Origin of the sequence: Paenarthrobacter nicotinovorans (assembly GCF_021919345.1) — a bacterium.
Classification (GTDB): domain Bacteria; phylum Actinomycetota; class Actinomycetes; order Actinomycetales; family Micrococcaceae; genus Arthrobacter; species Arthrobacter nicotinovorans.
In genome coordinates this window covers 3,114,878-3,135,459 of record NZ_CP089293.1, presented here as the reverse complement: position 1 = coordinate 3,135,459, position 20,582 = coordinate 3,114,878, and the positions used below count along the sequence as shown (strand labels likewise).

Below are 20,582 nucleotides of genomic sequence, written 5' to 3'. Positions count from 1 at the left end.
TTTTGGGGGATTTTGTATGGCACTGCCTGACGTCGATCCAAGGGCCACAGCGGCCGCCTCGCGACCACAAAGAACTGCGCCGACGTCTTCGGTACTGCTGCGACTGCTGCCCGTGGCGGCGGTGGTGTTTCCGGTGTGGATCATGCTCGCCGAATGGGCCAAACAGGGCCTGGACTTCAGCGTGTACTGGTTCGGCGGGAGCATCCTGAACCAGGCCGGTGCCTCACCCTCAGACCTTTATGGCCCCACCGTGGCGACGGCCGGCGGCCCCCAGCTTCCTTTCACCTACCCGCCCTTTGCCGCGCTGGTGTTTGGGTTGCTGGCCCGGTTGCCGCAAACCATGGCACTCAACCTTTTCAACGTTGCCGGTGTTGCCGTAGCCGGATGGGTGGCGGTCACGATTGTCCGTTACTGGTCATCCAAGGCAGACCTCCGGGGCGCGCTCTCCTCCACGAAGGGCTGTTGGATTGCTGCAGCCCTCTTCCTTGCGATCCTCTTCCTGGGACCGTGGCGCGAGACTTTGGCCTTTGGCCAGATCAACATCCTGCTGATGGGCCTCATGGTACTGGACTTGCTGGTGCTCTCCAGGCGCAGGGGTTCCCGGGCAAGCGGGTTCCTGGTGGGTGTCGCCGCAGGCATCAAGCTGACACCCCTGGTGTTCGGACTGTATTTCCTGATGCGCAAAGACTGGCGTGGCCTGGCGAACATGTCCCTGGGATTCGCCTTTACCGTCCTGCTTGGCTGGGTTGTGCGCCCGGCGGAGTCCTTGAAGTTCTGGTTGGAGATCCTGCCCGACACCTCCCGGATCGGCGGGGCCGGCTACGTGGACAACCTTTCCATCAAGGGTGCGCTGCTGCACTTCGGAGTACCCCAGGATGCCGTGACCTTGCCCTGGCTCGCCCTGAGCCTGGGCACGTTGGTGCTGGCGGCCTTCCTGATCAGGGCAGCGAGCCAACAGGGTGCCCGGGTCGTGGCCGTCTCCACCACAGCCCTGGCCATGCTCCTCATCAGCCCGGTTTCCTGGTCTCACCACTGGGTCTGGATGGCCGTGGTCCTGCCCGCGTTTGCCTGGACCATCAAGGACACCCCGGTGCGCCTGAAGGCCCAGCGGACGGTGATGTCAGCTGTTCTCGTTCTCGCCACCTTGGTGTTCTTCTTCTCGCCCAAGACCATCGGCACAATGCTCGGCGCCGCTGACCTGAACGTCCAGACGCCCGGTGTGTGGATCATGGCCTCCAGCGCCGGCGTTTTCTGCGCCGTCGCCATCCTTGCGTGCTGGCTTGGGGCGCTGCGCCGGAACGCTATCCGCACTGACGAGGTGCCGGACGTTCCCACACGGCTGCGGGAGTGGGCCGCAGCCCAAGTCCGCAACTGAGCAGCCCCAAGTCCAGTTGAGCTGCCCCGACTCCGCAGTTGAGCTGCCCCGACTCCGCAGTTGAGCTGCCCGCTACTCGCCGCGTACCACTCCGGCGTCGGCCCGCTCACCCGTGAAGTAAGCCCGGGTGGAGGGAGCGAAACGGCACACAATTGCCAGGACCACGCCGAGTGCCAGGAGCAGCACGCCGCTCACGAAAGCTCCGCCGATCCCGAAGATCTGCGTATCGCCGTACGCCGGGTCCCACATCTGGACCGCGGAGATGAAGAACGCCGCTGTGAGTGACAGCGCGCCCAGGAGTGGAAGGATGCCCCGGAACCAGAGATTGCGGGCGGAGTCCCGGAGTGTCGAGCGGAAGTACCAGACGCAGGAGAACCCGGTCAGTGCGTAGTAGAAAGCGATGAACAGGCTGATGGCGCTGATGGAGTCGGAGAGCAGGTTTTCGCTCAGGAAGCTCATGGCCACGTAGTAGACCACGGCCACCGCGCCCATCACCTGGGTGGAGAAGCCCGGCGTCATGAAGCGCTCGTGGACCTTGCCGAAGCGTGCAGGGAGGGCACCGTGTACACCCATGGACAGTGTGCCGCGCGCCGTCGGCAGGATGGTGGTCTGCGTGGAGGACAGGACGGACGCCAGGACGGCGACGACTATCAGCCAGCCCCAGGGGCCGAGAACGACATCCTTCATGGCCAGGAAGACGTCGTCCTGGTTTGCTTCGTTGCCCAGTCCGATGCCGTCGGTTCCAATGGTCGCGTACATCATCACCAGCAGGGCGACGGAAACGTAGATCGCCACCAGCACGGAAGCAGAGATCACGGCACCGCGCCCGGGAGTCTTGGCCGGGTTCTCGGTTTCTTCGTTCAGGGCGAGGCAGGTGTCCCAACCCCAGTAAATGAACAACGCCAGCAAGGCGCCGTGGACCACGGCACCGGGATCGGCGAACGCCCCAGCGGGGTTGAACCATTCAAAGTCGAACGCCTGCCCCTCGGGCGCGCCGCCTGCGATCCGGAAAATGATCGCGACCGCGAAGATGCCCAGCGAGATGTACTGGATGTAAGTCAGTGTCCTCTGGACGTGTTCGCCCAGCCTGATGCCGCGGTGGTTCACGTAGGTCATGAACAAGATGAACAGCACTCCGGTCGCGGTCACCAGCCACTTGTTCTCCGCCAATGAACCATCCCCTACCAGCAGCCAGAGGTACTTCCCGGCGATCTGGGCAAGATTTGCCAGCACCACGATCCCGGCCAGGGCCACGCCCCAACCTCCCAGCCAGCCGGCCCACGGACCAAACGCTTTGCGGGCCCAGAAGAACGTTGTTCCACAGTCCGGCATGGCGCTGTTGAGTTCACGGAAGGCATAGGCAATGAACAGGACGGGGATGAAGCCGAGGACCAGGATCAACGGTGTGTAGTTCCCGTTGACAGCAACAATGAGGCCCAGCGTGGCCGCCAGCGAGTACACAGGCGCGGTGGACGCCAGCCCCAGCATGACGGAGTCACCCAGGTCCAGGATCCCTGCGTGGAGGCCTTTGGAAGGTACGACGGCGGTACGGTCGCCGCCCGCCGTGCCGCCACCCGGCGTCGAGGTTTCAGTGCTCATAGTGCAGCTCCATAGGAAGTAGCAGGGGGCGCGACAGGCGCGGGGGAGTCGATGGTGTTGGGAACAAAGCGGCAGAAGTAGTCCGTGATGGGCCCGTCCGACTCGCGGATTCCGCACCCCACAGACTCGCCGTCCACCACCCACAGGCCCAGGACCGGGTGGTTTCCGTCGTAGTCGGGGAGCGGATGGTACTGCTGGTAGCACCAGCCTTCCCTGCCATATCCGCCGGGCTGGGAGATGTCGATGCCGGGTGCATGGATCCGGATGTTGTCTCCCTCGCGTCCGTGAAGTGGCTTGGCCACCCATTCCTTCAGCGGTCCGGGGTCTCCCAGGTAGGCGGGCAAGAGGTTTTCATGGTTCGGGTAGAGGTGCCACAGGGCGGCCAGCAGGGCTTTGTTGGACAGCAGCATTTTCCATGCCGGTTCCACCCAGCGCGGGTTGTGGGCGCGCTGCAAAAGGCGGTGCCCGAAAGGCTCCTTCATCATCAGTTCCCACGGGTACAGCTTGAACATGGTGCTGATCATGAAATTGTCCAGGTCCACGAACCGGTTCAGGTTGGGATCCCAGCCGATGTCGGACATGTTGATGCCGATGGTGGTCCAGCCGCCCTGGCTGGCCACATCGCGCATGTAGGCAGCCGTCATCCAGTCCTCGCCGGACTCCTCGGCTTCGGAATGGGCAACATGCAGGGTGCTCATGCCGGTGCGGAACTGCAATTTCTTCCACTGCCGGATCAGGGCCTCGTGGATGCCGTTCCATTGGTCCTTCTCCGGGAAGACATCCTGCAACCAGAACCACTGGGCAACCGACGCTTCGATCAGTCCGGTGGGGGTGTCGGCGTTGTACTCCAGCATCTTCGCCGGGCCGCCTTTGCCGTCATAAATGAAGTCGAAGCGGCCGTAGATGTCCATGTCCCCGGCTTGGAGCGACTCGGCGGCAAGCTCCAGCGCCTGGCGCCCGATGCCGATGTCGCCCATGGCGCCGCTGGCAAGGTACTTCGCTGCCTCCAGGCACATGAGGTGCATGTCCTCGGCGGTCTTCTCGAGGGTTTCCACCTCGTCCATGGTGAACTCGTAGTAGGCCGATTCGTTCCAGTACTCGATCTTGCGGCCATCGGGCATGGTGGTGGTGGAGAAAACCAGGCCCTGTTCTTCGATCTTTTGCTTCCAGTCCGGCCTGGGCGCGGAGTGCAGTCGACGCACGCCTAGCCTCCCGAGCTTCCGCCGCTTTTGGAACTGCTGCCGAAGCCACCACGACTGACCGTGCCGCCCTTGGTGCTGTATCCCGTGGAGGACTTGGCTCCCTGGGGCACCGTCTTGGTGGCGGTCGGGTAGGAGCTGCGGTTCTGGCCGACGGCGGGCACACTGGCACCGCGCGAGTAGAAGTACCAGGCATAAACCCCGGAGCTCCGGCCTGCGGAGCTGCTGTTGTTGCACTGGTCATCGTCAACGCGCTCGCCGGTTTCTTCGTTGAAACAGACCTGGGCGTAGTCAGCTTCCTGCTCGTTGGAGGCGACGATGGCGGTGATGGTTCCAGCCAGCAGGGCCGTCACGCCCAAGCCCACCACGACGGTGCGGCGCTGGGAACGCTTCTTCTTCTTGGCTGCGGCGGCGGCATCACGTTCGCGTTCGCGTTCGAACGGGTCCACGACGGGGAGGGGTTGCCCCGGCTGGGGTTGGCCTGCTGCGCCGCTGGCAGCTGTTGCCCCGGCTGGTACCTTCTTGTTCCTTGCCGGCTTGTTCTTTGCCGGCTTTCCGCCCTCTTCCGGACCGTCTTCGACAGGGGTGAAGAGCTCAGGATGGAGTTCCGGCTTCGGTACCTGCCATGGCGGCGGCTTGGGAGGGTTGTTGGCCGCGTTGAAGGCATCGTTGTTGTCTCCGCCGCTGCCTTTGTTGCCGGCCGCGTCAGGGCTGTCTTTCGGGTCCATGTGTATCCCCCTGGATAGACCGTGGTGTGCCCGGCGCCACGCCGGGACCGGAATGCTCAGAGCAAGCCTAGTCCTTGCGAACGCCGCAGGCACTCACCCCGGCGGAAAGTGGGGAGAAGTACCCACCTTTGGAACCGTGTAAGGATGTAGCCATGGCGGGAACTGAGCCTCAGGGCAACGGCGATGACGGCGCGCTGCTGAGGTTTCCCACTGTGCGCGGAATCGGCCGTGGACGGGTAACGGCAGGACTGGTCCTGGCGCTTGTGCTGCCGCCGGCGGTGGAACTGGCGGTTACTGTCCTTAATTTCCGCAACTTCGCCATGATCATGCTTCTCCAACTGGCTGTGGCTGTGGCGGTAGCGGCCATTGGGGGTCTCTGGCCGGCCGTGGTGGCAGCGGTCCTGGGCAGCTTCCTCCTTAACTACTTCTCCGCAGACCCTGTTGGTTCGTTGTCCATTGCGGATCCCACCACGTTGTTCACCTTGGTGGTCTTCCTGGCCGTAGCCTGCGGAGTGGCCTTGGCCGTGGGCCTGGCCAGCCGCCGGGCGCAGGAAGCGGCAAGGTCGGGGGCGGAGGCCACGGCACTGAGTGAACTTGCCCTCCGGATCCTGAGCTCGGATGGGAGCCTGGAGACCTTCCTGGAGAAAGTACGCGGCAATCTCGGCATGGATGCCGTGACGCTCCTCGGCTCGACGGCCACAGCCGCCCGAGGCGCTCCTGCCGAATGGCGGGTCCTCGCCAGCGCCGGCCCCAATCCGCCGGTGACGCATGCCGCTGCCGACCACGCCGCCGTCGTCGATCCGCATTACACGTTGCTGCTGCGCGGAGGGCCCTTGTCTCCGCAGCATCAGCGGATGCTGGTGGCGTTTGGCGCGTTCGTGGTGGCGGTGCGGGAGCGGCAGCAGTTGGTGAAGAGCAGGAGGGACAACATCCGGCTGTCCGAGGGCAACAAGATGAGGACGTCCATCCTCCGGGCGGTGTCCCACGATTTGAGGACTCCCTTGGCCGGAATCAAGCTCGCTGTCAGCAGTCTCCGGCAGGAGGATGTGACGTTTCCCCGGGAAGTCGAGCGGGAGCTGTTGGAGACCATCGAGGATTATGCGGACCGCCTGGACCACCTGGTGGACAACCTCCTGGACATGTCCCGCATTACTGCCGACGCAGTAAATCCATTGTTGAGCGGGATTTTATGGGCGGATGTGCTGCCGGACGCGTTGCGGGGCGTGCCGCACGAGCGGCTGCGCAACGAACTGCCACCCAATATGCCGCCCGTCCAGGCGGACGCAGGGATGCTGGAGCGGGTTGTCGCCAATATTGTGGAGAACGCCATGAAGTACGCCCCCGACTCGGATGTAGTGCTGACGGCCAGGACCGGCGAGGGCATCACCCTGGGGGAGCAGCCCGCCAGCGAACTGCGGATCACGGACCACGGGAAGGGTGTGGGCCACGAGGAGGTCCTCACCATGTTCCAGCCGTTCCAGCGCTTTGGTGATTCGTCTGCGGGCGCGCCCGCGGGAGGGACGGGCACAGGCGGCGGAATCGGTTTGGGGCTTGCCGTGGCGAAGGGCTTCAGCGAGGCCATGGGCGGCAGGCTCGCGGCGGAGCCGACGCCGGGTGGCGGCTTGACCATGGTTGTCACCTTGCCGCTGTGGGCAGGTGATCCGCTGTGACGCTGGTGTTGATCGTTGAGGACGAGGCCCGCATTGCCCGGGCCATGCAGGTCACCCTCCAAGCCCACGGATACCAGGCCCTGACAGTGGGCAACGGAGCCGACGCGCTAAGTGCGGCCGCGAAGCATCCGGTCAACATCGTGGTGCTGGACCTTGGTTTGCCGGACATCGATGGCGTGGAGATCATCCGCCGCATCCGCGGCTGGAGCAGCATGCCCATTATCGTTTTGTCGGCCCGGCACGCTTCGGAGGACAAAGTGGAGGCGCTCGACGCCGGTGCGGACGACTACGTGACCAAGCCCTTCGGTTTGGATGAGCTTCTTGCCCGGCTCCGGGTGGCGTCGCGTCGTGTGGTCACCGGGGCCGAAGAGCCAACGTTGGCCACCGCCGATTTCGTGGTGGACCTGGCCGGCAAGCGGATAGTGAAGGACGGGGCCGAAGTCCGGCTGACCCCCACTGAGTGGAACATCCTCGAACTGCTGGTCCGGAACAAAGGCAAGTTGGTCAGCCAGCAGCAGATCCTCACCCAGGTCTGGGGGCAGGCGTATGCCAAGGAAACCCAGTATCTGCGCGTCTACATCGCCCAGCTGAGGCGCAAGCTGGAACGGGACCCCGCTGAACCCCGCCACCTGCATACGGAAGCGGGGATGGGCTACCGTTTTGATCCTTAATCCCCTGCCCGCCCATCCGTAGACTGGTGCCCATGAACACCGCTTCCGTCCTTGCCGTTTGCCGCGTCCATCAACTGCTTCCCGATCCCCTGGGAAGCGTGGGCGTCACCGCCATCGATAAACGTCCCATCGAGGGACCGGTCAAGGTCCACAAGCTGGGTATCCATGGGGACGTGCAGGCCAGCCGTCTGCATCACGGTGGGGAAGACCAGGCCATTTATGCCTACTCGCAGGAGGACGCCGATTACTGGTCCGGCGAGTTGCAGCGGGACCTTCCCTCGGGAATCTTTGGCGAGAACCTGCGTGTATCCGGCATTGAGACCACGGGTGCTGTGATCGGCGAAAGGTGGAAGGTCGGACTGGATGTGGAACTTGAAGTGACCTCTCCCCGCACACCCTGCGCCACCTTCCAACGCGTTTTGGGGGAACCAACGTGGGTCAAGCGCTTTTCCGAGGCCGGGCGGGTGGGCACCTACCTGCGGGTGGTCAAGACGGGAAGCATCTCAGCGGGGGACCATGTCCACCGCACGTTCATTCCCAAGCACGGCATCACCGTTGGCCAGTGGTTCAGCGATCCGACTCCGGAGCTGGTCCAGACCCTGCTTGATGCGGAGGCGGACGGGGAGATCCGTTTGCAGGAGGATTACCGCCCCGAGTTCGAAAAAGTGCTGCGGAGGAGCGGACTCTAGCAGCTCCGGATGCCGGGTGTGAACAAGCTCACCCGGACATCGCGGGGTCTTAAGTCGCGGTGGGGCCACCCTGTGCCCTACACTTGAAATATCCCCCACTCCGGAAATCCCTTTATCCTGCCCAATTCTTGAGGCAGGACTGGTAAGTGTTGGGGCCCGCAAATGTGTGCGGGCATTTTCATAGGGAGAGCCGGCTAAAGAAAACGCTGTACAGACTGCTGGGATAGCAGCCAAGAGATGCAGCGGGAAGTCCTGCCATGGGATTGCGATAGCGCCGGACTTCTTGCGAAAGCAGGGCACCTTGCCTGCTTTTGCGACGAGTAATGCGGCCAAGCCCAACCGGGCCGCGCCGACTGCCCTATGGATGAGGAATTTCCCCCTATGACCGAAAATCTCAACGAAAACTTCGACGCACGGAACACCGACTCCGCTGAAACAGCAGAGGTCACCGCACCCGCCGAAGCTGAAGCACCGGCTGCTGCCGCTGCCCCCGTCGAGACTGCCGCAGCTGAGTCTGCAGCCCCCGCCTTCACCGAAGCTCCTGCCCCCAAGGCAGAAGAGACCGAAGCTCCTGCCCCCAAGGCAGAAGAAGAGGAAGAAGAAGGCGTTAAGTTCGTCGATCTGGGTATCGATGGCCGCGTTCTGGCCGCCCTGCAGGATGTCGGCTACGAAAAGCCGTCCCCCATCCAGGCAGCCACCATCCCCCTGCTGCTTGAAGGCCGCGACGTCGTCGGTCTCGCCCAGACCGGTACCGGCAAGACCGCAGCTTTCGCTGTTCCTGCCCTTTCCCGTCTGGCCGAACTCCACGACCTCAACGGCCCGTCCCGCAAGACCCAGGCCCTGGTCCTGGCTCCTACGCGTGAACTGGCCCTGCAGGTTGCCGAGGCGTTCACTTCCTACGCCAAGCACATTGATGACTTCACGGTCCTCCCGGTGTACGGTGGCTCGGCTTACGGCCCCCAGCTCGCCGGCCTGCGCCGCGGTGCCCAGGTTGTTGTCGGTACCCCCGGCCGCGTGATCGACCACATCGCCAAGGGTTCGCTGGACCTCTCCGAGCTTCAGTACCTTGTTCTTGACGAAGCTGACGAAATGCTGCGCATGGGCTTCGCCGATGACGTGGAGCAGATCTTCCAGCAGACCCCGGAGAGCCGCCAGGTTGCCCTGTTCTCTGCCACCATGCCGGGCCAGATCCGCCGCATGTCCAAGCAGTACCTGAACAACCCTGCCGAAATCTCCGTGAAGTCGAAGACCACCACGGGTGCCAACACCAAGCAGCGTTACCTGCAGGTCATGGGCCCGCACAAGCTGGACGCCCTGACCCGCATCCTTGAGGTTGAAGACTTCGACGGCGTCATCGCCTTCGTGCGCACCAAGATGGCTACCGAGGACCTCGCCGACAAGCTGAAGTCCCGTGGCTTCCAGGCTGCCGCCATCAACGGCGACATCCCGCAGCAGCAGCGCGAACGCACTGTTGACGCGCTCAAGGAAGGCCGTATCGACATCCTGGTGGCTACCGACGTCGCGGCCCGTGGCCTTGACGTTGAGCGCATCAGCCACGTCATCAACTACGACATCCCCCACGACACCGAGTCCTACGTGCACCGCATCGGCCGCACCGGCCGTGCAGGCCGTTCCGGTGACGCGATCCTCTTCATGACGCCGCGTGAGAAGTACTTGCTGCGTTCCATCGAAAAGGCCACCCGCCAGCCGGTGGAGCAGATGCACCTGCCGACCGCGGAGACCGTGAACACGCTTCGCCTGGGCAAGTTCGCAGAGCGCATCACCGAGACGCTCGCGTCCGAGGATGTTGCTGCGTTTCGCGACCTCATCGCCTCCTACGAGGAAGAGCACAACGTTCCGGCTTCGGAGATTGCAGCCGCCCTGGCCGTCATGGCGCAGGGTGGACAGCCCTTGCTGGTCAAGGAACTGCCCGCAGCTCCGGAGTACCAGAAGCGCGAGCGCTCCAAGGACGGCTTCGGTTCCCGTGGCCCGACCCGTGCGCTCACCGAGGGCAACGCAACCTACCGGATCGCCGTCGGACGCCGCCAGCGCGTCATGCCGGGCTCCATCGTGGGTGCCATTGCCAACGAAGGCGGCATTTCCTCCGCACAGATCGGTGGCATCGACATCCGCTCGGACCACTCCCTGGTGGAGCTCCCGGCAGACCTGAGCCCCGAGCAGTTGCGCGCACTGTCCCGCACCCGCATCGGTGGCGAGCTGATCCACCTTGAGCTGGATAACGGCCGCAGGCCCAACAGCGAGCGTGGCGGCTACTCCGGTGGCGGACGCGGCGGCTACGGCGACCGTGAAAACCGCGGAGGCGGCAACTTCAAGGGCAACGGCGGATTCAAGAAGGAATTCCGCAAGTCCGACGGCGAGCGTTCCTCCGCTGACCGTGGCGGCCGCTCCTACAGCGACCGCACCGAGCGCACGGCAGGCAGCTACGGCGACCGCGACCGCGGCCAGGCCAGCGGCTCACGCTTCGGTGGTCACGGTGACGGTGCCCGCAAGCCCCGCACGGGTGGCGAAGGCAGCAACCGCGACTTCAACCGCAAGGGCAAGTGGTAAACACCAGCCCGGTAGTAAACATTAGGTAGTTCCCTTCAGGGGGCCGGCTTTCGAGCCGGCCCCCTGAGGCATTTAACGGGCCAGTCCCGGTCTTGTTCGCCCGACCCTTCGCGTTGTGCAGCGGGATATCGGGCAGGACCGGGTTCCGCCCGGCTGACACCGGCCGTACGATCGAGGCACAGACCGAACCGCGCAGAACAGGGGAGTGCTCCATGGGATTGCTGGATAACTTGAAGAAGAACCTTGGCTTCGGGGACAAGAAAGACGGGGACCGAGAACATAGGGACACAGAGCACGACGACAGGCAGCACACGGACAGCGTTCCTGCGGACAGCGTCACGTCCGCGCCCCAGGAGGACCAGACTGCCGTGACCCAGGCCGCGGAGGACGCCGCCGCCGTCGAGGTTTCAGCATCGGACACTGCCGCAGCCGAAGCCGCGGCAGCCCAAGCTGCGCAGCAGCAGGCAGCAGCGGACGCTGCAGCCGCAGAGGAGGCCTCGCAGGAGGGACTGGAACCCGATGCCCCGGAAGTGCAGCCACAGGCGCAGGAGGCGGCCGCTGAGGCCGCAGCAGGGACAGGACAGCCAGGGCCGGTGGCGCCGCGTGTCACCGAAGTCGTGGTGGAGCAGGGGGACACCATGAGCGGGATCGCTGCGCAGTTCGGAGTGGACCTTGGTGCCTTGATCGCAAGCAATGCGGACACGGTGCCCAATCCCGACCAGATCTACCCGGGCCAAGTGCTGCGCCTGCCCTGATTTTCTCCGTTTGTAGATCAGCAAAAGTGCGTCTTTGCAAATTGTGTCGACGCCGTTTTTCCCCGTCGATTCGCCGATTTGTAGCTTCTGAAAACGTCCGGTAGAGTATTTACTCGTTGCCCCCCTAGCTCAGTGGTAGAGCGCGTTCTTGGTAAGAACGAGGTCACCGGATCGATTCCGGTGGGGGGCTCTGGATGAGGGCCTGTGTCAAGGCGGTTTTGACCGGCTTGGCACAGGTTTTTCTCATTCGTGGCGGTGTAGCTCAGTTGGTTAGAGCGCACGACTCATAATCGTGAGGTCGGGAGATCGAGCCTCCCCACCGCTACAGAGCAAGACCCCGCAGATGTTGTCTGCGGGGTTTCTCGTTTATCTGCGGGGTTTTTCGTTTATGGGACACAATGGGTCCATGAGCCGAATCGCGATTATTGGCGGCCACGGGAAAGTGGCCCTGCATCTGTCCCGGATTCTTAGTGGTGAAGGTCACGACGTCACGTCGTTCATCCGCAATCCCGACCACGTGGCGGATGTCACGGAGACGGGCGCCTCCGCCGAGGTGCTCGACGTTGAAAATTCGACGACGGCGGAACTCGCCCAAGCGCTCCGGGGCCATGACGCCGTGGTCTGGTCCGCAGGCGCAGGCGGAGGCAATCCTGCCAGGACATACGCCGTGGACCGGGACGCTGCCATCCGTTCCATGGTCGCCGCGGCAGAAGCGGACGTCCAAAGGTATGTCATGGTTTCCTACCTCGGTGCTTCCAAGGATCACGGGGTCCCTCCGGAGAACCCCTTCTTCGCCTACGCGGAGTCCAAGGCCGCGGCCGATGACTACCTGCGCGGCACCGAGCTGGACTGGACTGTTTTGGGCCCTGGCACCCTGACGGACGACCCCGCCACTGGCCTGATCGAGCTGAACCCGGAAAACCCGGGCGGGGGCACCGGGACCTCCCGGGCCAATGTTGCGCTCGTCGCTGCGGCTGTCCTGGAACTGCCCGGGACCGTTGGACGTACCATCCCGTTCAAGGACGGGACCGAGGACGTGGTGGACGCCCTCACCAAGGACTGACACCCGGACCGGTTCCATCATGGGTGGGCTGCGGTCGGGGGAAGGCCTGTGCCTCGGGATATGTTGGTAGGGAACTTTTCCGGTGTTGCCCGGGGAAGGGCCTTACACCATCCGGGGAAGCAGGAACATGGATCAGCTGGCGCTCATAGTCGGATTGCTGCTTGCAACGGTGGTTGCTGTTGGCCTGGGGGACCGGCTCCGGCTTCCTTATCCGGTCCTGATGCTGCTCCTTGCGGTCGCGCTCACCTTCATTCCGGGCTTCCCCGAGTTTGAGATTTCGCCGGAACTGATCCTGCCGATCTTCCTTCCTCCGTTGCTGTTCGCCACGGCGCAGAAGAGTTCGTGGGCGGTGTTCCGGGTGCGCTGGCGGACACTGCTGCTGCTGGCAGTTGCCCTGGTCGTGGTCTCCACGGCTGCGGTGGCCGGTGCTGCCTGGCTCATGATTCCGGGCATTGGAATCCCTGCTGCGATCGCCTTGGGTGCCATGGTGGCGCCCCCCGATCCCGTGGCGGTGGAGTCCGTGGCCGGGCGGGTGCATATGCCGCGCCGGCTCGTGACGGTCCTGCAAAGCGAAGGCCTCTTCAACGATGCCGCGGCCATCGTGATCTTCCAGGCCGCCGTGGCCGCCACGATGTCCGGCAAGGAAGTGGGCCCGGAGGTGATCCCCCAGTTCGTGCTGGGCGCGGCACTGGCTGTGGTGATCGGCATTGCCATGGGCTTGCTGACCCGGTTCATCACCAAGCTGGTGACGTCCATGGTGGCCCGCAGCGCCGTGACCTTGGTGGTTCCTTTTGCGGCGTACATCCTCGCCGAAGAGCTCCACGCCTCAGGTGTGGTGGCCGTCGTCGTCACCGCTTTGGAACTGCAGCGCCATGCGCGTCCGCAGGATGCCGCTGAGCGCGTCACCAGGACGGCGTTCTGGGACGTGGTGGAGCTGCTCGCCACGGGCCTTGCCTTCGGCCTGGTGGGGCTGGAAATCCGCCAGGTCATCCGGGACGAAGGAACAGCCATCTTCGGGATGATCGGGATGGCGGTTGTCATCTGTGTTCTTGTTTTCGTGGTGCGGTACCTATGGCTTGGGCTGCTTGCCCTGACGGCCCGACGGCGGCGCAACCTCCTGCAGCCCACCTCGCCCAAGGAGGTGCTGATCCTGACCTGGTGCGGAATGCGCGGGCTTGCCACGTTGGCGCTTGCGTTGGCACTGCCGCTGACGTTGCCTGATGGCAGCGATTTCCCGGCCCGGCACGAGATCCTGGTCATTTCCTGCGCCGTGCTTCTGGCCACCCTGGTTCTTCCCGGGCTAACCCTCCCATGGCTGATGCGGGTTCTGGACGCCACGGAGGACGGCTCCCATGAAAAGGACGCAGCCAAGGAGCTGGCCAAGCGGGCCCAGTCTGCCGCAGTTGCCGCGCTCAAGGAGCACGATCTCATGAAGGAACTTCCGCCGGAGAAGGTTGCCTTGATCAAGGAGAAGATGCGGCGTCTCCACGCCGAACTGCTGGACGGCACCTTGCGGAATGAATCGGCGGCCGAAAAGCGCAAGCGGGGACGCGAACTGTCCATCGCCGTGCAGACCATTGCCCTCGATGCGGCACGCCAGGAAGTGGTGGCAGCCCGCAACGAATTGGGGACCGACCCCGAGGTCGCGGACAGAGTCCTGCGTCAGCTGGACCTGCGCACCATGTCGATGCCGGACTAATCGGCCACTCTGTTTTTCGGCGCTTTATGTGTCGACGCTTAGTGTTTCTGCGCTGTATGTGTCGACGCTTAGTGTTTCGACGCCGGGTGTTTCGGTAAGGACGCCGGGTAAAGGTCCAGGGCGTGTTCCTCTACGTAGTCCAGGGCGTGGCGGATCGCGCCAAGCGACACGATCCCGTCGCCCAGGACCGAGGCAGCCAGCCGCGGGGGAGTGAATGTGAAGTCCGGCAGCTGCTTCGCAATGCCAGGAAGCAAAGCTTGGGCCGAGGGTGCCACGCCGCCTGCAATGACCACCAGCTCAGGGTTGACCAACGTGGAGATGGAACCGATCACCCGGGCCATGCGCCCTGCCACGCGCTCCAGGGCCTTCAAGGCGGCGTGGTCGCCGTCGGCCGCTGCCTTGAAGACCATTTCAGCGGTCAGTGCGGCGGGATCGTGGCCGCAGAGTTCGCCCAGTACCGAGTTGTCCCCCGGCGATTCAAGGGCCTCCTGTCCCCAGAGCACTGCGTAGTGGGCTATTCCGTAGGTGTCGCCCACGCCGTCCACGTTTTCGAGGAACCCGAGCTCCCCGAATCCGCCACGCTGGCCGTGCAGCAAGCGGCCGGACTCCAGGATGCCGGAACCCAGCCGGTCGCCGGCCAGCATGACCACCAGGTTGTCCACGCCTTGGGCTGTGCCCTGCCATCGCTCGGCCAACGCGGCCAGGTTGGCATCGTTTTCCAGGAGTACTTTCCATCCATGCCGCTCGGAGATGATCCCGCGGACATCGAAGGACTTCCAGAATTCCTGGGCGGTCAGGACTTCCCCGTCACGGCTGACCGGGGCAGCAACTCCGACGGAAACGGCCAGTACGGAGTCCGCTGTCGCGCCCGCCTTCTCCAACGCGTCGGCTGCGATCTTGTCCAGGACATCGGCACGCTCATCGGCGCCCACGGTGTCCGTCCGGAAGGACATGGTGACTTGGGAGAGTGGAGTGCCGGCCATGTCAGCCACGATCGCGGTGATCTTGTTGGCGCCGATGTCGATTCCGATCACGGTGGCCGCGCTGTCGTCGAAAACGAAGCGTCGGGCCGGCCTGCCTTTGACGTATTCCCCGGCTCCCCGCTGGTTCTCCAGTTCCTGGAGCCACCCGAGCCTGACCAGTTCGTCGCAGATGGAGATGACCGTGGCGCGGGAGAGTCCGGTGGACGCCATCAGTTCCGTGCCTGTCACCACTCCGGCGCCGCGCATGGCCTTGAGCATCGCGCCGGCATTGACCCGGCGGACGAGTTGGGTGGACGGAGCAGTTCCGGTCAGCATTCCGACTCCCGATGGATGAGGAAGCCGCCCATCGGAGTGACGGGACGGTGCATCTAAATTTAGTGCATAAATTTAGATGACAACACATTTCGTCCATCACTTGACGCTGTGGCGCCCATCACCCAACATTATCGATGGGTTATAAATTTATCACCTATCAAAAGTTGGGGACGAGGCCGCGGCCGGCCACTCCGCCATGGCATGGAAGCCATCCGGAGTTCCCGCGACGAAAGGACTACGGAGTCTGTGAAAGCAACGCGCAGGAAACGCCTGGCGGCGATGGTTTTGGGGTTGGCCCTCCTGGCCGGTCTCCTCTCGGGCTGTACCGGGGCACCAGGCAAGGAGACCATCCGCTTCACCTTCAGCAAGCGGGAGGCCATCGGCTTCATGACCAAGCTCGTCGCAGACTACAACGCCTCCCAGGACAAAACCGAGGTAGTACTGGACACCTCTGGCGTTGACGTCGTTTCGGCCAGCTTCGTCAGGGGCAACCCGCCGGACGTGGCCTTGGCGAACTACAACATGGAGACTTCCCGCTTCGTGCAAAGGGGAGCACTCAGTGACTTGTCCGGCACTGAAGCTGCCGGCCGTATCCGTGGGGACCTCCAGCCGCTTATGGACCAGTACGGTTCCTATCCCGGCCGCACCAGTGCATTGCCGTACTCGGTCATGGCGTCCTCGGTGATCTACAACAAGGAGATCTTCGCAGCGCACAACATCGCCGTGCCCAGGACCTGGAGCGAACTGATCGCAGCGTGTGATGCCCTGAAGGCAGCGGGCGTCACCCCCTTCTACGCCACGTGGAAGGACGACTGGACGATTGCGCAAGGATGGTTCGACTACTCGGTGGGCGGCCAAGTGGACACCCTTGACTTCTTCAAGAAGCTCGACGCCGAAGGCACCCGGGTGGGGCCGGATTCATCGGCGTCCTTCCAAAAGGACTTTGACCAGCCCGTGGGGAAGATGCTGACGCTGGCGCAGAACTACGTCAACAAGGATGCCGCGAGCCGGGCGTACGGGGACGGCAACCTCGCGTTCTCCCAAGGCAAGGCGGCCATGTACCTGCAGGGCCCCTGGGCGTTCAGTGAAATTGCCAAGACGGCCCCCGGCATGGACCTGGGTACGTTCCCCTTGCCGATGACCGAGGACCCCCAGGATCTGCGCGTCCGCGTCAACGTCGACCTTGCGGCCTGGATCCCGGAAGCGTCACAGCACAAGGAAGCCGCGCGCGACTTCCTGGAGTACCTCTACCGTCCTGAAGTAATCGACTCCTACAACGCATCGCAGCTGGGCTTTGCGCCCACCAAGGATTCCGCCAAGGCCACCGACCCCCGGGTTGCGGGAATGGTGGAGTACTTCGAGCAGTCCCGCGTGTACCAAGGCCCATCGGTACTGGTTCCGCGCACCATCCCCATCATGAACTACACGCAGGCAATCGTCTTCGGCGCATCCCCTGCATCCACCCTCCGCACACTCGACGCAGATTGGGCGCGGCTGGCGTTCCGCCAGTAGTGCAGATTCCAGGGAGTCAGACATGTCCAGCATGACCACGTCATCCACATCCACCACGTCCGGCCAAGAGCGAGCCCGCCGGCAAAAGGCCGGCCCCGCACTGCGGAGCAAGCGCCGGGTGGAACCCATCTTCTACTTCTTCCTGGTGCCGAGCCTGGTCCTGTTCACCCTGGCCATCACGGTTCCCGGCATTATCGGCATCTTCTTCAGCTTCACCGACTCCATCGGAATCGGGGACTGGGACTTCGTCGGCCTCACCAACTACATCGCGATCTTCAGTGATCCTGCCATCCTGCAGAGCTACCTGTTCACGTTCGGTTTTTCGATCGTCACGGTAATCGCCGTCAACCTGGTTGCCTTCCTGCTGGCTGTGGGACTGACCGCGCGCATCCGGATGAAGACAGCACTGCGGACGGTCTTCGTTATTCCGATGGTGGTCTCCGGCATCATCATCGCTTACGTCTTCAACTTCCTGTTCTCGAATTCCCTGCCCGCGGCCGGCGCTGCGGCAGGAATCCCGTGGTTGGAAAACAGCCTGCTGGCCAACCCGGACCTCGCATGGATCGCGGTGGTGCTGGTGACTGCCTGGCAGGCCGTTCCGGGAGCATTGCTGATCTACATCGCGGGGCTGGTGGCCGTGCCGGGGGATGTCTACGAGGCCGCCGAGATCGATGGTGCCGGAAAGTTCCAGCAGCTGACAAGGATCACGCTTCCACTCGTTGCCGGCTATGTGGTAATCAACGTCATCCTCGGTTTCAAGGGCTTCCTGAACGCCTTCGACATCATTGTGGGGCTGACGAATGGTGGCCCGGGAACCTCCACCAGAAGCATCGCCATGACAGTGATTGCGGGCTTCAATGGCGGGGACTACGCCTACCAAATGGCCAACGCCACGATCTTCTTCGTGGTCGCCATCCTGATCTCTCTCCTTCAGCTTTCGCTGACTCGCGGACGGAACGCACTCTGATGACCACTCAAGCCACCCTCACCATTGATGACACCCAACGCGGGACCGGTACCCGGACCGACCGGCGGAAGAAAGCTGTTCCGTCCCCGGAGCGCGTCAACTGGCCGGCAACCACCATCCTTGTGCTGTGTGCGGTGACTGTCCTGCTGCCCCTGTATGTGACGATCTCCATGGCCTTCAAGACCCAGGGCCAGGCAGTGGACGGCAACGCATTTTCCCTTCCCGCACCGTTCAGCATTGACGGCTTCGTCCAGGCATGGACCTTGACGAATTTCCCGGTGGGCGCTGCGATGTCGTTGCTGGTCACGGCGGGGACCGTCGTGGCCACCATCGTCCTGGCTGCCTTTGCCTCATATGCAATCGTGCGCAACTGGGAACGCCGGTTCTTCAGGTACTCGTTCTTCTACCTGCTGGGTGCCATGTTCATTCCGTTCCCGGTGGTTGCCCTCCCGCAGATCCAACTCACGGGCCGCCTCGGACTGGACAACCCTTTCGGCGTCATCCTCTTGGCTACCATGTTCCAGCTGAGCTTCAGCGTGCTGCTCTTCACGGCGTTTCTGCGTTCAATCCCCATGGAACTTGAAGAGAGCGCCAGGATTGACGGAGCCACCACGTGGCAGACCTTTTGGAAGCTGATCTTCCCGCTCCTGGCACCCATGAGCGCCACAGTAGGGATCTTTGCCTTCCTCTATGCGTGGAATGACTTCATGATGCCGTCGCTGATCATTTCGGATCCGGCGCTGCAGACGCTTCCGGTCCGGCAAAACCTGTTCCAGACTCAATTCAGCAACAACTACCACGTGTCTTTTGCCTCGTACCTGATGGCGATGGCACCGGCAATCATTGCCTACCTTTTCACGCAGAGGTGGGTCATGGCCGGTGTCACCCAAGGCGCCGTCAAGGGCTAGACCAAATATTGACCTTCCGCGACCGGCGTTTCATACTGGTCCCGGAGCTAAATTTAGATTCTAAATCAAAGGAGTTTCGTGAGCACCTCCGCCACTCAGGCACACCGAACCGACGCAGACCGCATGTCCGATCCCAACTGGTGGCGCCAGGCGGCTGTCTACCAGATCTACCCGCGTAGCTTTTATGACGCGAACGGAGACGGTCTGGGCGACATCAAGGGCATCACGGCCAAGGTTCCCTACCTGAAGGAACTGGGGATCGACGCCGTCTGGCTGAGCCCGTTCTATCCGTCAGCGCTCGCCGACGGCGGATACGACGTCGACGACTACCGCAACGTGGACCCGAAGCTCGGGACGCTCGAGGACTTCGACGAGATGGCAGCTGCCCTGCACGCAGCCGGCATCAAGATCGTGGTGGACATCGTTCCCAACCACTCCTCCGACCGTCACGAATGGTTCAAGGAAGCCCTGGCATCGCCCAAGGGCTCAGCGGCTCGCGAACGCTACATCTTCCGTGACGGCAAGGGCGAGAACGGCGAGTTGCCGCCGTCGGACTGGGACTCGGTGTTTGGCGGACCCATCTGGGAACGGATCACCGAACCCGACGGCACCCCGGGGCAGTGGTACCTGCACATCTTCGCCAAGGAGCAGCCGGACTTCAACTGGGAGAACCCGGAGATCCGGGAGGACTTCCTGAAGACCCTGCGCTTCTGGTCGGACCGCGGCGTGGATGGTTTCCGCATCGACGTAGCCCACGGCATGGCCAAAGACCTTTCCGAGCCGCTGCCCATGAAGGCGGACCTTGAGGCAAAGGCCCACGGCACCGACGGCTTCATTGACGGTTCCCACCCGTTCTGGGACCGCGACGAAGTCCACGAGGTGTACGCCGAGTGGCGCAAGCTTTTCAACGAGTACAACCCGCCGCGCACCGCTGTGGCCGAGGCCTGGGTCCACGAGTCCCGCCGTGCCCGTTACGCCAGCCCGGAAGGTCTCGGCCAGGCATTCAACTTCGACCTGCTGCAGTCCGACTTTGATGCCGCGTCGTTCAAGAAGATCATCACGGACAATCTGGTGGCCGCCAAGGAGTCCGGAGCTTCATCCACGTGGGTCTTCTCCAACCACGACGTCGTCCGGCACGCCACACGCTACGGCCTGCCCAAGGGTGGTTCCGTGGCGCAGGGAACCAACGCGGCGCAGGACATCACGGGCGGAGAGCCCAAAGGCCAGGACGGAAAAGGCTGGCTGCTTGCCGGCGCGCCGGCCGAGGAGCTCGACGTCGAACTCGGCTTGCGTCGCGCCCGCGCCGCGACGCTCCTGCTGCTTGCGCTTCCGGGCTCCGCTTACCTGTACCAGGGGGAGGAACTGGGCCTTCGCGAAGTAACGGAAATCCCCGACTCCGAACGCCAGGACCCGTCGTTCTTCAGGAACCCGGGCGTGGAGATCGGCCGCGATGGTTGCCGTGTCCCGTTGCCGTGGACTGCGGAGGGCTCCTCCTTCGGCTTCGGTACCGGCCAGGCGCACCTGCCCCAGCCCGAATGGTTCGCGGACTACGCCGTAGCAAAGCAGGAAGGCGTCGAGGGTTCCACCCTGGAACTGTACCGGCGGGCACTACGCCTGCGCAGTGAACTGCAAACGGATGAAGAACTCGAGTGGGTGGAGACCGGCAACGCCGAGGTGCTGCACTTCAGCCGGCCCGGCGGATGGCACACGGTCACGAACTTCGGCGGGGAGCCCGTTGACCTGCCGGAAGGTGAGCTTGTCGTCGCAAGCGGTCCGTTGGACAACGGAAAGCTGCCGTCCGACACCACGGCCTGGATCGTTGCCAAGGCCTAAAGGAGCCACATTGACCAATGCGAACGGGCGGGGACGCCTCATCTATGG

At 63.6% G+C, this 20,582-nt stretch carries 16 protein-coding genes and 2 tRNA genes; 14 read left to right on the top strand and 4 right to left on the bottom strand.

The window, feature by feature from the left end:
* The first annotated feature begins 16 nt into the window (after nt 1-16).
* Entirely contained in the window at nt 17-1,375 is a 1,359-nt protein-coding gene (locus JMY29_RS14595) for a glycosyltransferase 87 family protein (RefSeq protein WP_229778561.1), read from the top strand.
* 72 nt (nt 1,376-1,447) lie between these two features.
* Here the strand turns inward: JMY29_RS14595 and JMY29_RS14590 are convergent, their stop codons facing one another.
* From JMY29_RS14590 to JMY29_RS14580, 3 genes are read right to left on the bottom strand one after another with little or no spacing between them, the layout of a single operon-like run.
* Entirely contained in the window at nt 1,448-2,974 is a 1,527-nt protein-coding gene (locus JMY29_RS14590; protein WP_189075275.1) for an APC family permease, read from the bottom strand.
* Entirely contained in the window at nt 2,971-4,176 is a 1,206-nt protein-coding gene (locus JMY29_RS14585) for a glutathionylspermidine synthase family protein (RefSeq protein ID WP_018776755.1), read from the bottom strand. Before JMY29_RS14585 ends, JMY29_RS14590 begins: the two co-directional genes overlap by 4 nt.
* 2 nt (nt 4,177-4,178) lie before the next feature.
* Nucleotides 4,179-4,901, bottom strand: coding sequence for a hypothetical protein (locus JMY29_RS14580; RefSeq protein ID WP_018776754.1), 723 nt, complete (start codon nt 4,899-4,901; stop codon nt 4,179-4,181).
* Between the two features lie 152 nt (nt 4,902-5,053).
* Between JMY29_RS14580 and JMY29_RS14575 the strand changes: the two genes are divergently transcribed.
* The 9 genes from JMY29_RS14575 to JMY29_RS14535 all read left to right on the top strand — a co-directional run bounded on the left by JMY29_RS14575 (nt 5,054) and on the right by JMY29_RS14535 (nt 14,016).
* A complete protein-coding gene (locus tag JMY29_RS14575) occupies nt 5,054-6,571 on the top strand; it encodes a sensor histidine kinase (RefSeq protein WP_189075274.1) in 1,518 nt (505 codons plus the stop codon).
* Nucleotides 6,568-7,242: a response regulator gene (locus tag JMY29_RS14570; protein WP_018776752.1), complete on the top strand. Its 675-nt coding sequence runs from the start codon at nt 6,568-6,570 to the stop codon at nt 7,240-7,242. The genes JMY29_RS14575 and JMY29_RS14570 overlap by 4 nt, the downstream gene beginning before the upstream one ends.
* A 32-nt stretch (nt 7,243-7,274) precedes the next feature.
* On the top strand, nt 7,275-7,931 hold the full coding sequence (locus JMY29_RS14565) for an MOSC domain-containing protein (RefSeq protein WP_055971594.1): 657 nt from the start codon (nt 7,275-7,277) through the stop codon (nt 7,929-7,931).
* 381 nt (nt 7,932-8,312) lie between these two features.
* A complete protein-coding gene (locus JMY29_RS14560; RefSeq protein WP_079580800.1) occupies nt 8,313-10,499 on the top strand; it encodes a DEAD/DEAH box helicase in 2,187 nt (728 codons plus the stop codon).
* A gap of 212 nt (nt 10,500-10,711) precedes the next feature.
* A complete protein-coding gene (locus tag JMY29_RS14555) occupies nt 10,712-11,254 on the top strand; it encodes a LysM peptidoglycan-binding domain-containing protein (RefSeq protein ID WP_189075273.1) in 543 nt (180 codons plus the stop codon).
* Between the two features lie 118 nt (nt 11,255-11,372).
* Nucleotides 11,373-11,444: transfer RNA gene (locus JMY29_RS14550), tRNA-Thr, on the top strand.
* A gap of 61 nt (nt 11,445-11,505) precedes the next feature.
* Nucleotides 11,506-11,579 (top strand) — tRNA-Met (locus tag JMY29_RS14545).
* An 81-nt stretch (nt 11,580-11,660) separates the two neighbouring features.
* Nucleotides 11,661-12,317, top strand: a complete 657-nt coding sequence (locus tag JMY29_RS14540) for an SDR family oxidoreductase (RefSeq protein ID WP_189075272.1) — start codon at nt 11,661-11,663, stop codon at nt 12,315-12,317.
* A 127-nt stretch (nt 12,318-12,444) separates the two neighbouring features.
* Nucleotides 12,445-14,016: a Na+/H+ antiporter gene (locus tag JMY29_RS14535; RefSeq protein ID WP_039242464.1), complete on the top strand. Its 1,572-nt coding sequence runs from the start codon at nt 12,445-12,447 to the stop codon at nt 14,014-14,016.
* A gap of 68 nt (nt 14,017-14,084) precedes the next feature.
* Here the strand turns inward: JMY29_RS14535 and JMY29_RS14530 are convergent, their stop codons facing one another.
* The gene (locus tag JMY29_RS14530; protein ID WP_189075271.1) at nt 14,085-15,314 is read right to left on the bottom strand and encodes an ROK family protein; all 1,230 of its coding nucleotides are present in this window, start codon (nt 15,312-15,314) and stop codon (nt 14,085-14,087) included.
* Nucleotides 15,315-15,593: 279 nt separating this feature from the next.
* Between JMY29_RS14530 and JMY29_RS14525 the strand changes: the two genes are divergently transcribed.
* The 4 genes from JMY29_RS14525 (at nt 15,594) to JMY29_RS14510 (ending at nt 20,534) form a co-directional block, all read left to right on the top strand.
* Entirely contained in the window at nt 15,594-16,826 is a 1,233-nt protein-coding gene (locus JMY29_RS14525; protein ID WP_189075448.1) for an ABC transporter substrate-binding protein, read from the top strand.
* Between the two features lie 22 nt (nt 16,827-16,848).
* Nucleotides 16,849-17,793: a carbohydrate ABC transporter permease gene (locus JMY29_RS14520; RefSeq protein ID WP_189075270.1), complete on the top strand. Its 945-nt coding sequence runs from the start codon at nt 16,849-16,851 to the stop codon at nt 17,791-17,793.
* Nucleotides 17,793-18,701 (top strand): carbohydrate ABC transporter permease, encoded by a 909-nt coding sequence (locus JMY29_RS14515; protein ID WP_179128299.1) that lies wholly within the window; start codon nt 17,793-17,795, stop codon nt 18,699-18,701. Before JMY29_RS14520 ends, JMY29_RS14515 begins: the two co-directional genes overlap by 1 nt.
* Before the next feature lie 78 nt (nt 18,702-18,779).
* Nucleotides 18,780-20,534 carry a glycoside hydrolase family 13 protein gene (locus JMY29_RS14510; protein WP_055971610.1) on the top strand — a complete coding sequence of 585 codons (1,755 nt, stop codon included), beginning with the start codon at nt 18,780-18,782 and terminating at the stop codon, nt 20,532-20,534.
* Nucleotides 20,535-20,582: the final 48 nt, after the last annotated feature.

Coding starts and splice junctions, on each gene's coding strand:
- JMY29_RS14595 (WP_229778561.1), top strand. CDS start 17: ATGGCACTGCCTGACGTCGATCCAAGGGCCACAGCGGCCGCCTCGCGA.
- JMY29_RS14590 (WP_189075275.1), bottom strand. CDS start 2,974: ATGAGCACTGAAACCTCGACGCCGGGTGGCGGCACGGCGGGCGGCGAC.
- JMY29_RS14580 (WP_018776754.1), bottom strand. CDS start 4,901: ATGGACCCGAAAGACAGCCCTGACGCGGCCGGCAACAAAGGCAGCGGC.
- JMY29_RS14575 (WP_189075274.1), top strand. CDS start 5,054: ATGGCGGGAACTGAGCCTCAGGGCAACGGCGATGACGGCGCGCTGCTG.
- JMY29_RS14565 (WP_055971594.1), top strand. CDS start 7,275: ATGAACACCGCTTCCGTCCTTGCCGTTTGCCGCGTCCATCAACTGCTT.
- JMY29_RS14560 (WP_079580800.1), top strand. CDS start 8,313: ATGACCGAAAATCTCAACGAAAACTTCGACGCACGGAACACCGACTCC.
- JMY29_RS14555 (WP_189075273.1), top strand. CDS start 10,712: ATGGGATTGCTGGATAACTTGAAGAAGAACCTTGGCTTCGGGGACAAG.
- JMY29_RS14540 (WP_189075272.1), top strand. CDS start 11,661: ATGAGCCGAATCGCGATTATTGGCGGCCACGGGAAAGTGGCCCTGCAT.
- JMY29_RS14535 (WP_039242464.1), top strand. CDS start 12,445: ATGGATCAGCTGGCGCTCATAGTCGGATTGCTGCTTGCAACGGTGGTT.
- JMY29_RS14530 (WP_189075271.1), bottom strand. CDS start 15,314: ATGCTGACCGGAACTGCTCCGTCCACCCAACTCGTCCGCCGGGTCAAT.
- JMY29_RS14525 (WP_189075448.1), top strand. CDS start 15,594: ATGGTTTTGGGGTTGGCCCTCCTGGCCGGTCTCCTCTCGGGCTGTACC.
- JMY29_RS14520 (WP_189075270.1), top strand. CDS start 16,849: ATGTCCAGCATGACCACGTCATCCACATCCACCACGTCCGGCCAAGAG.
- JMY29_RS14515 (WP_179128299.1), top strand. CDS start 17,793: ATGACCACTCAAGCCACCCTCACCATTGATGACACCCAACGCGGGACC.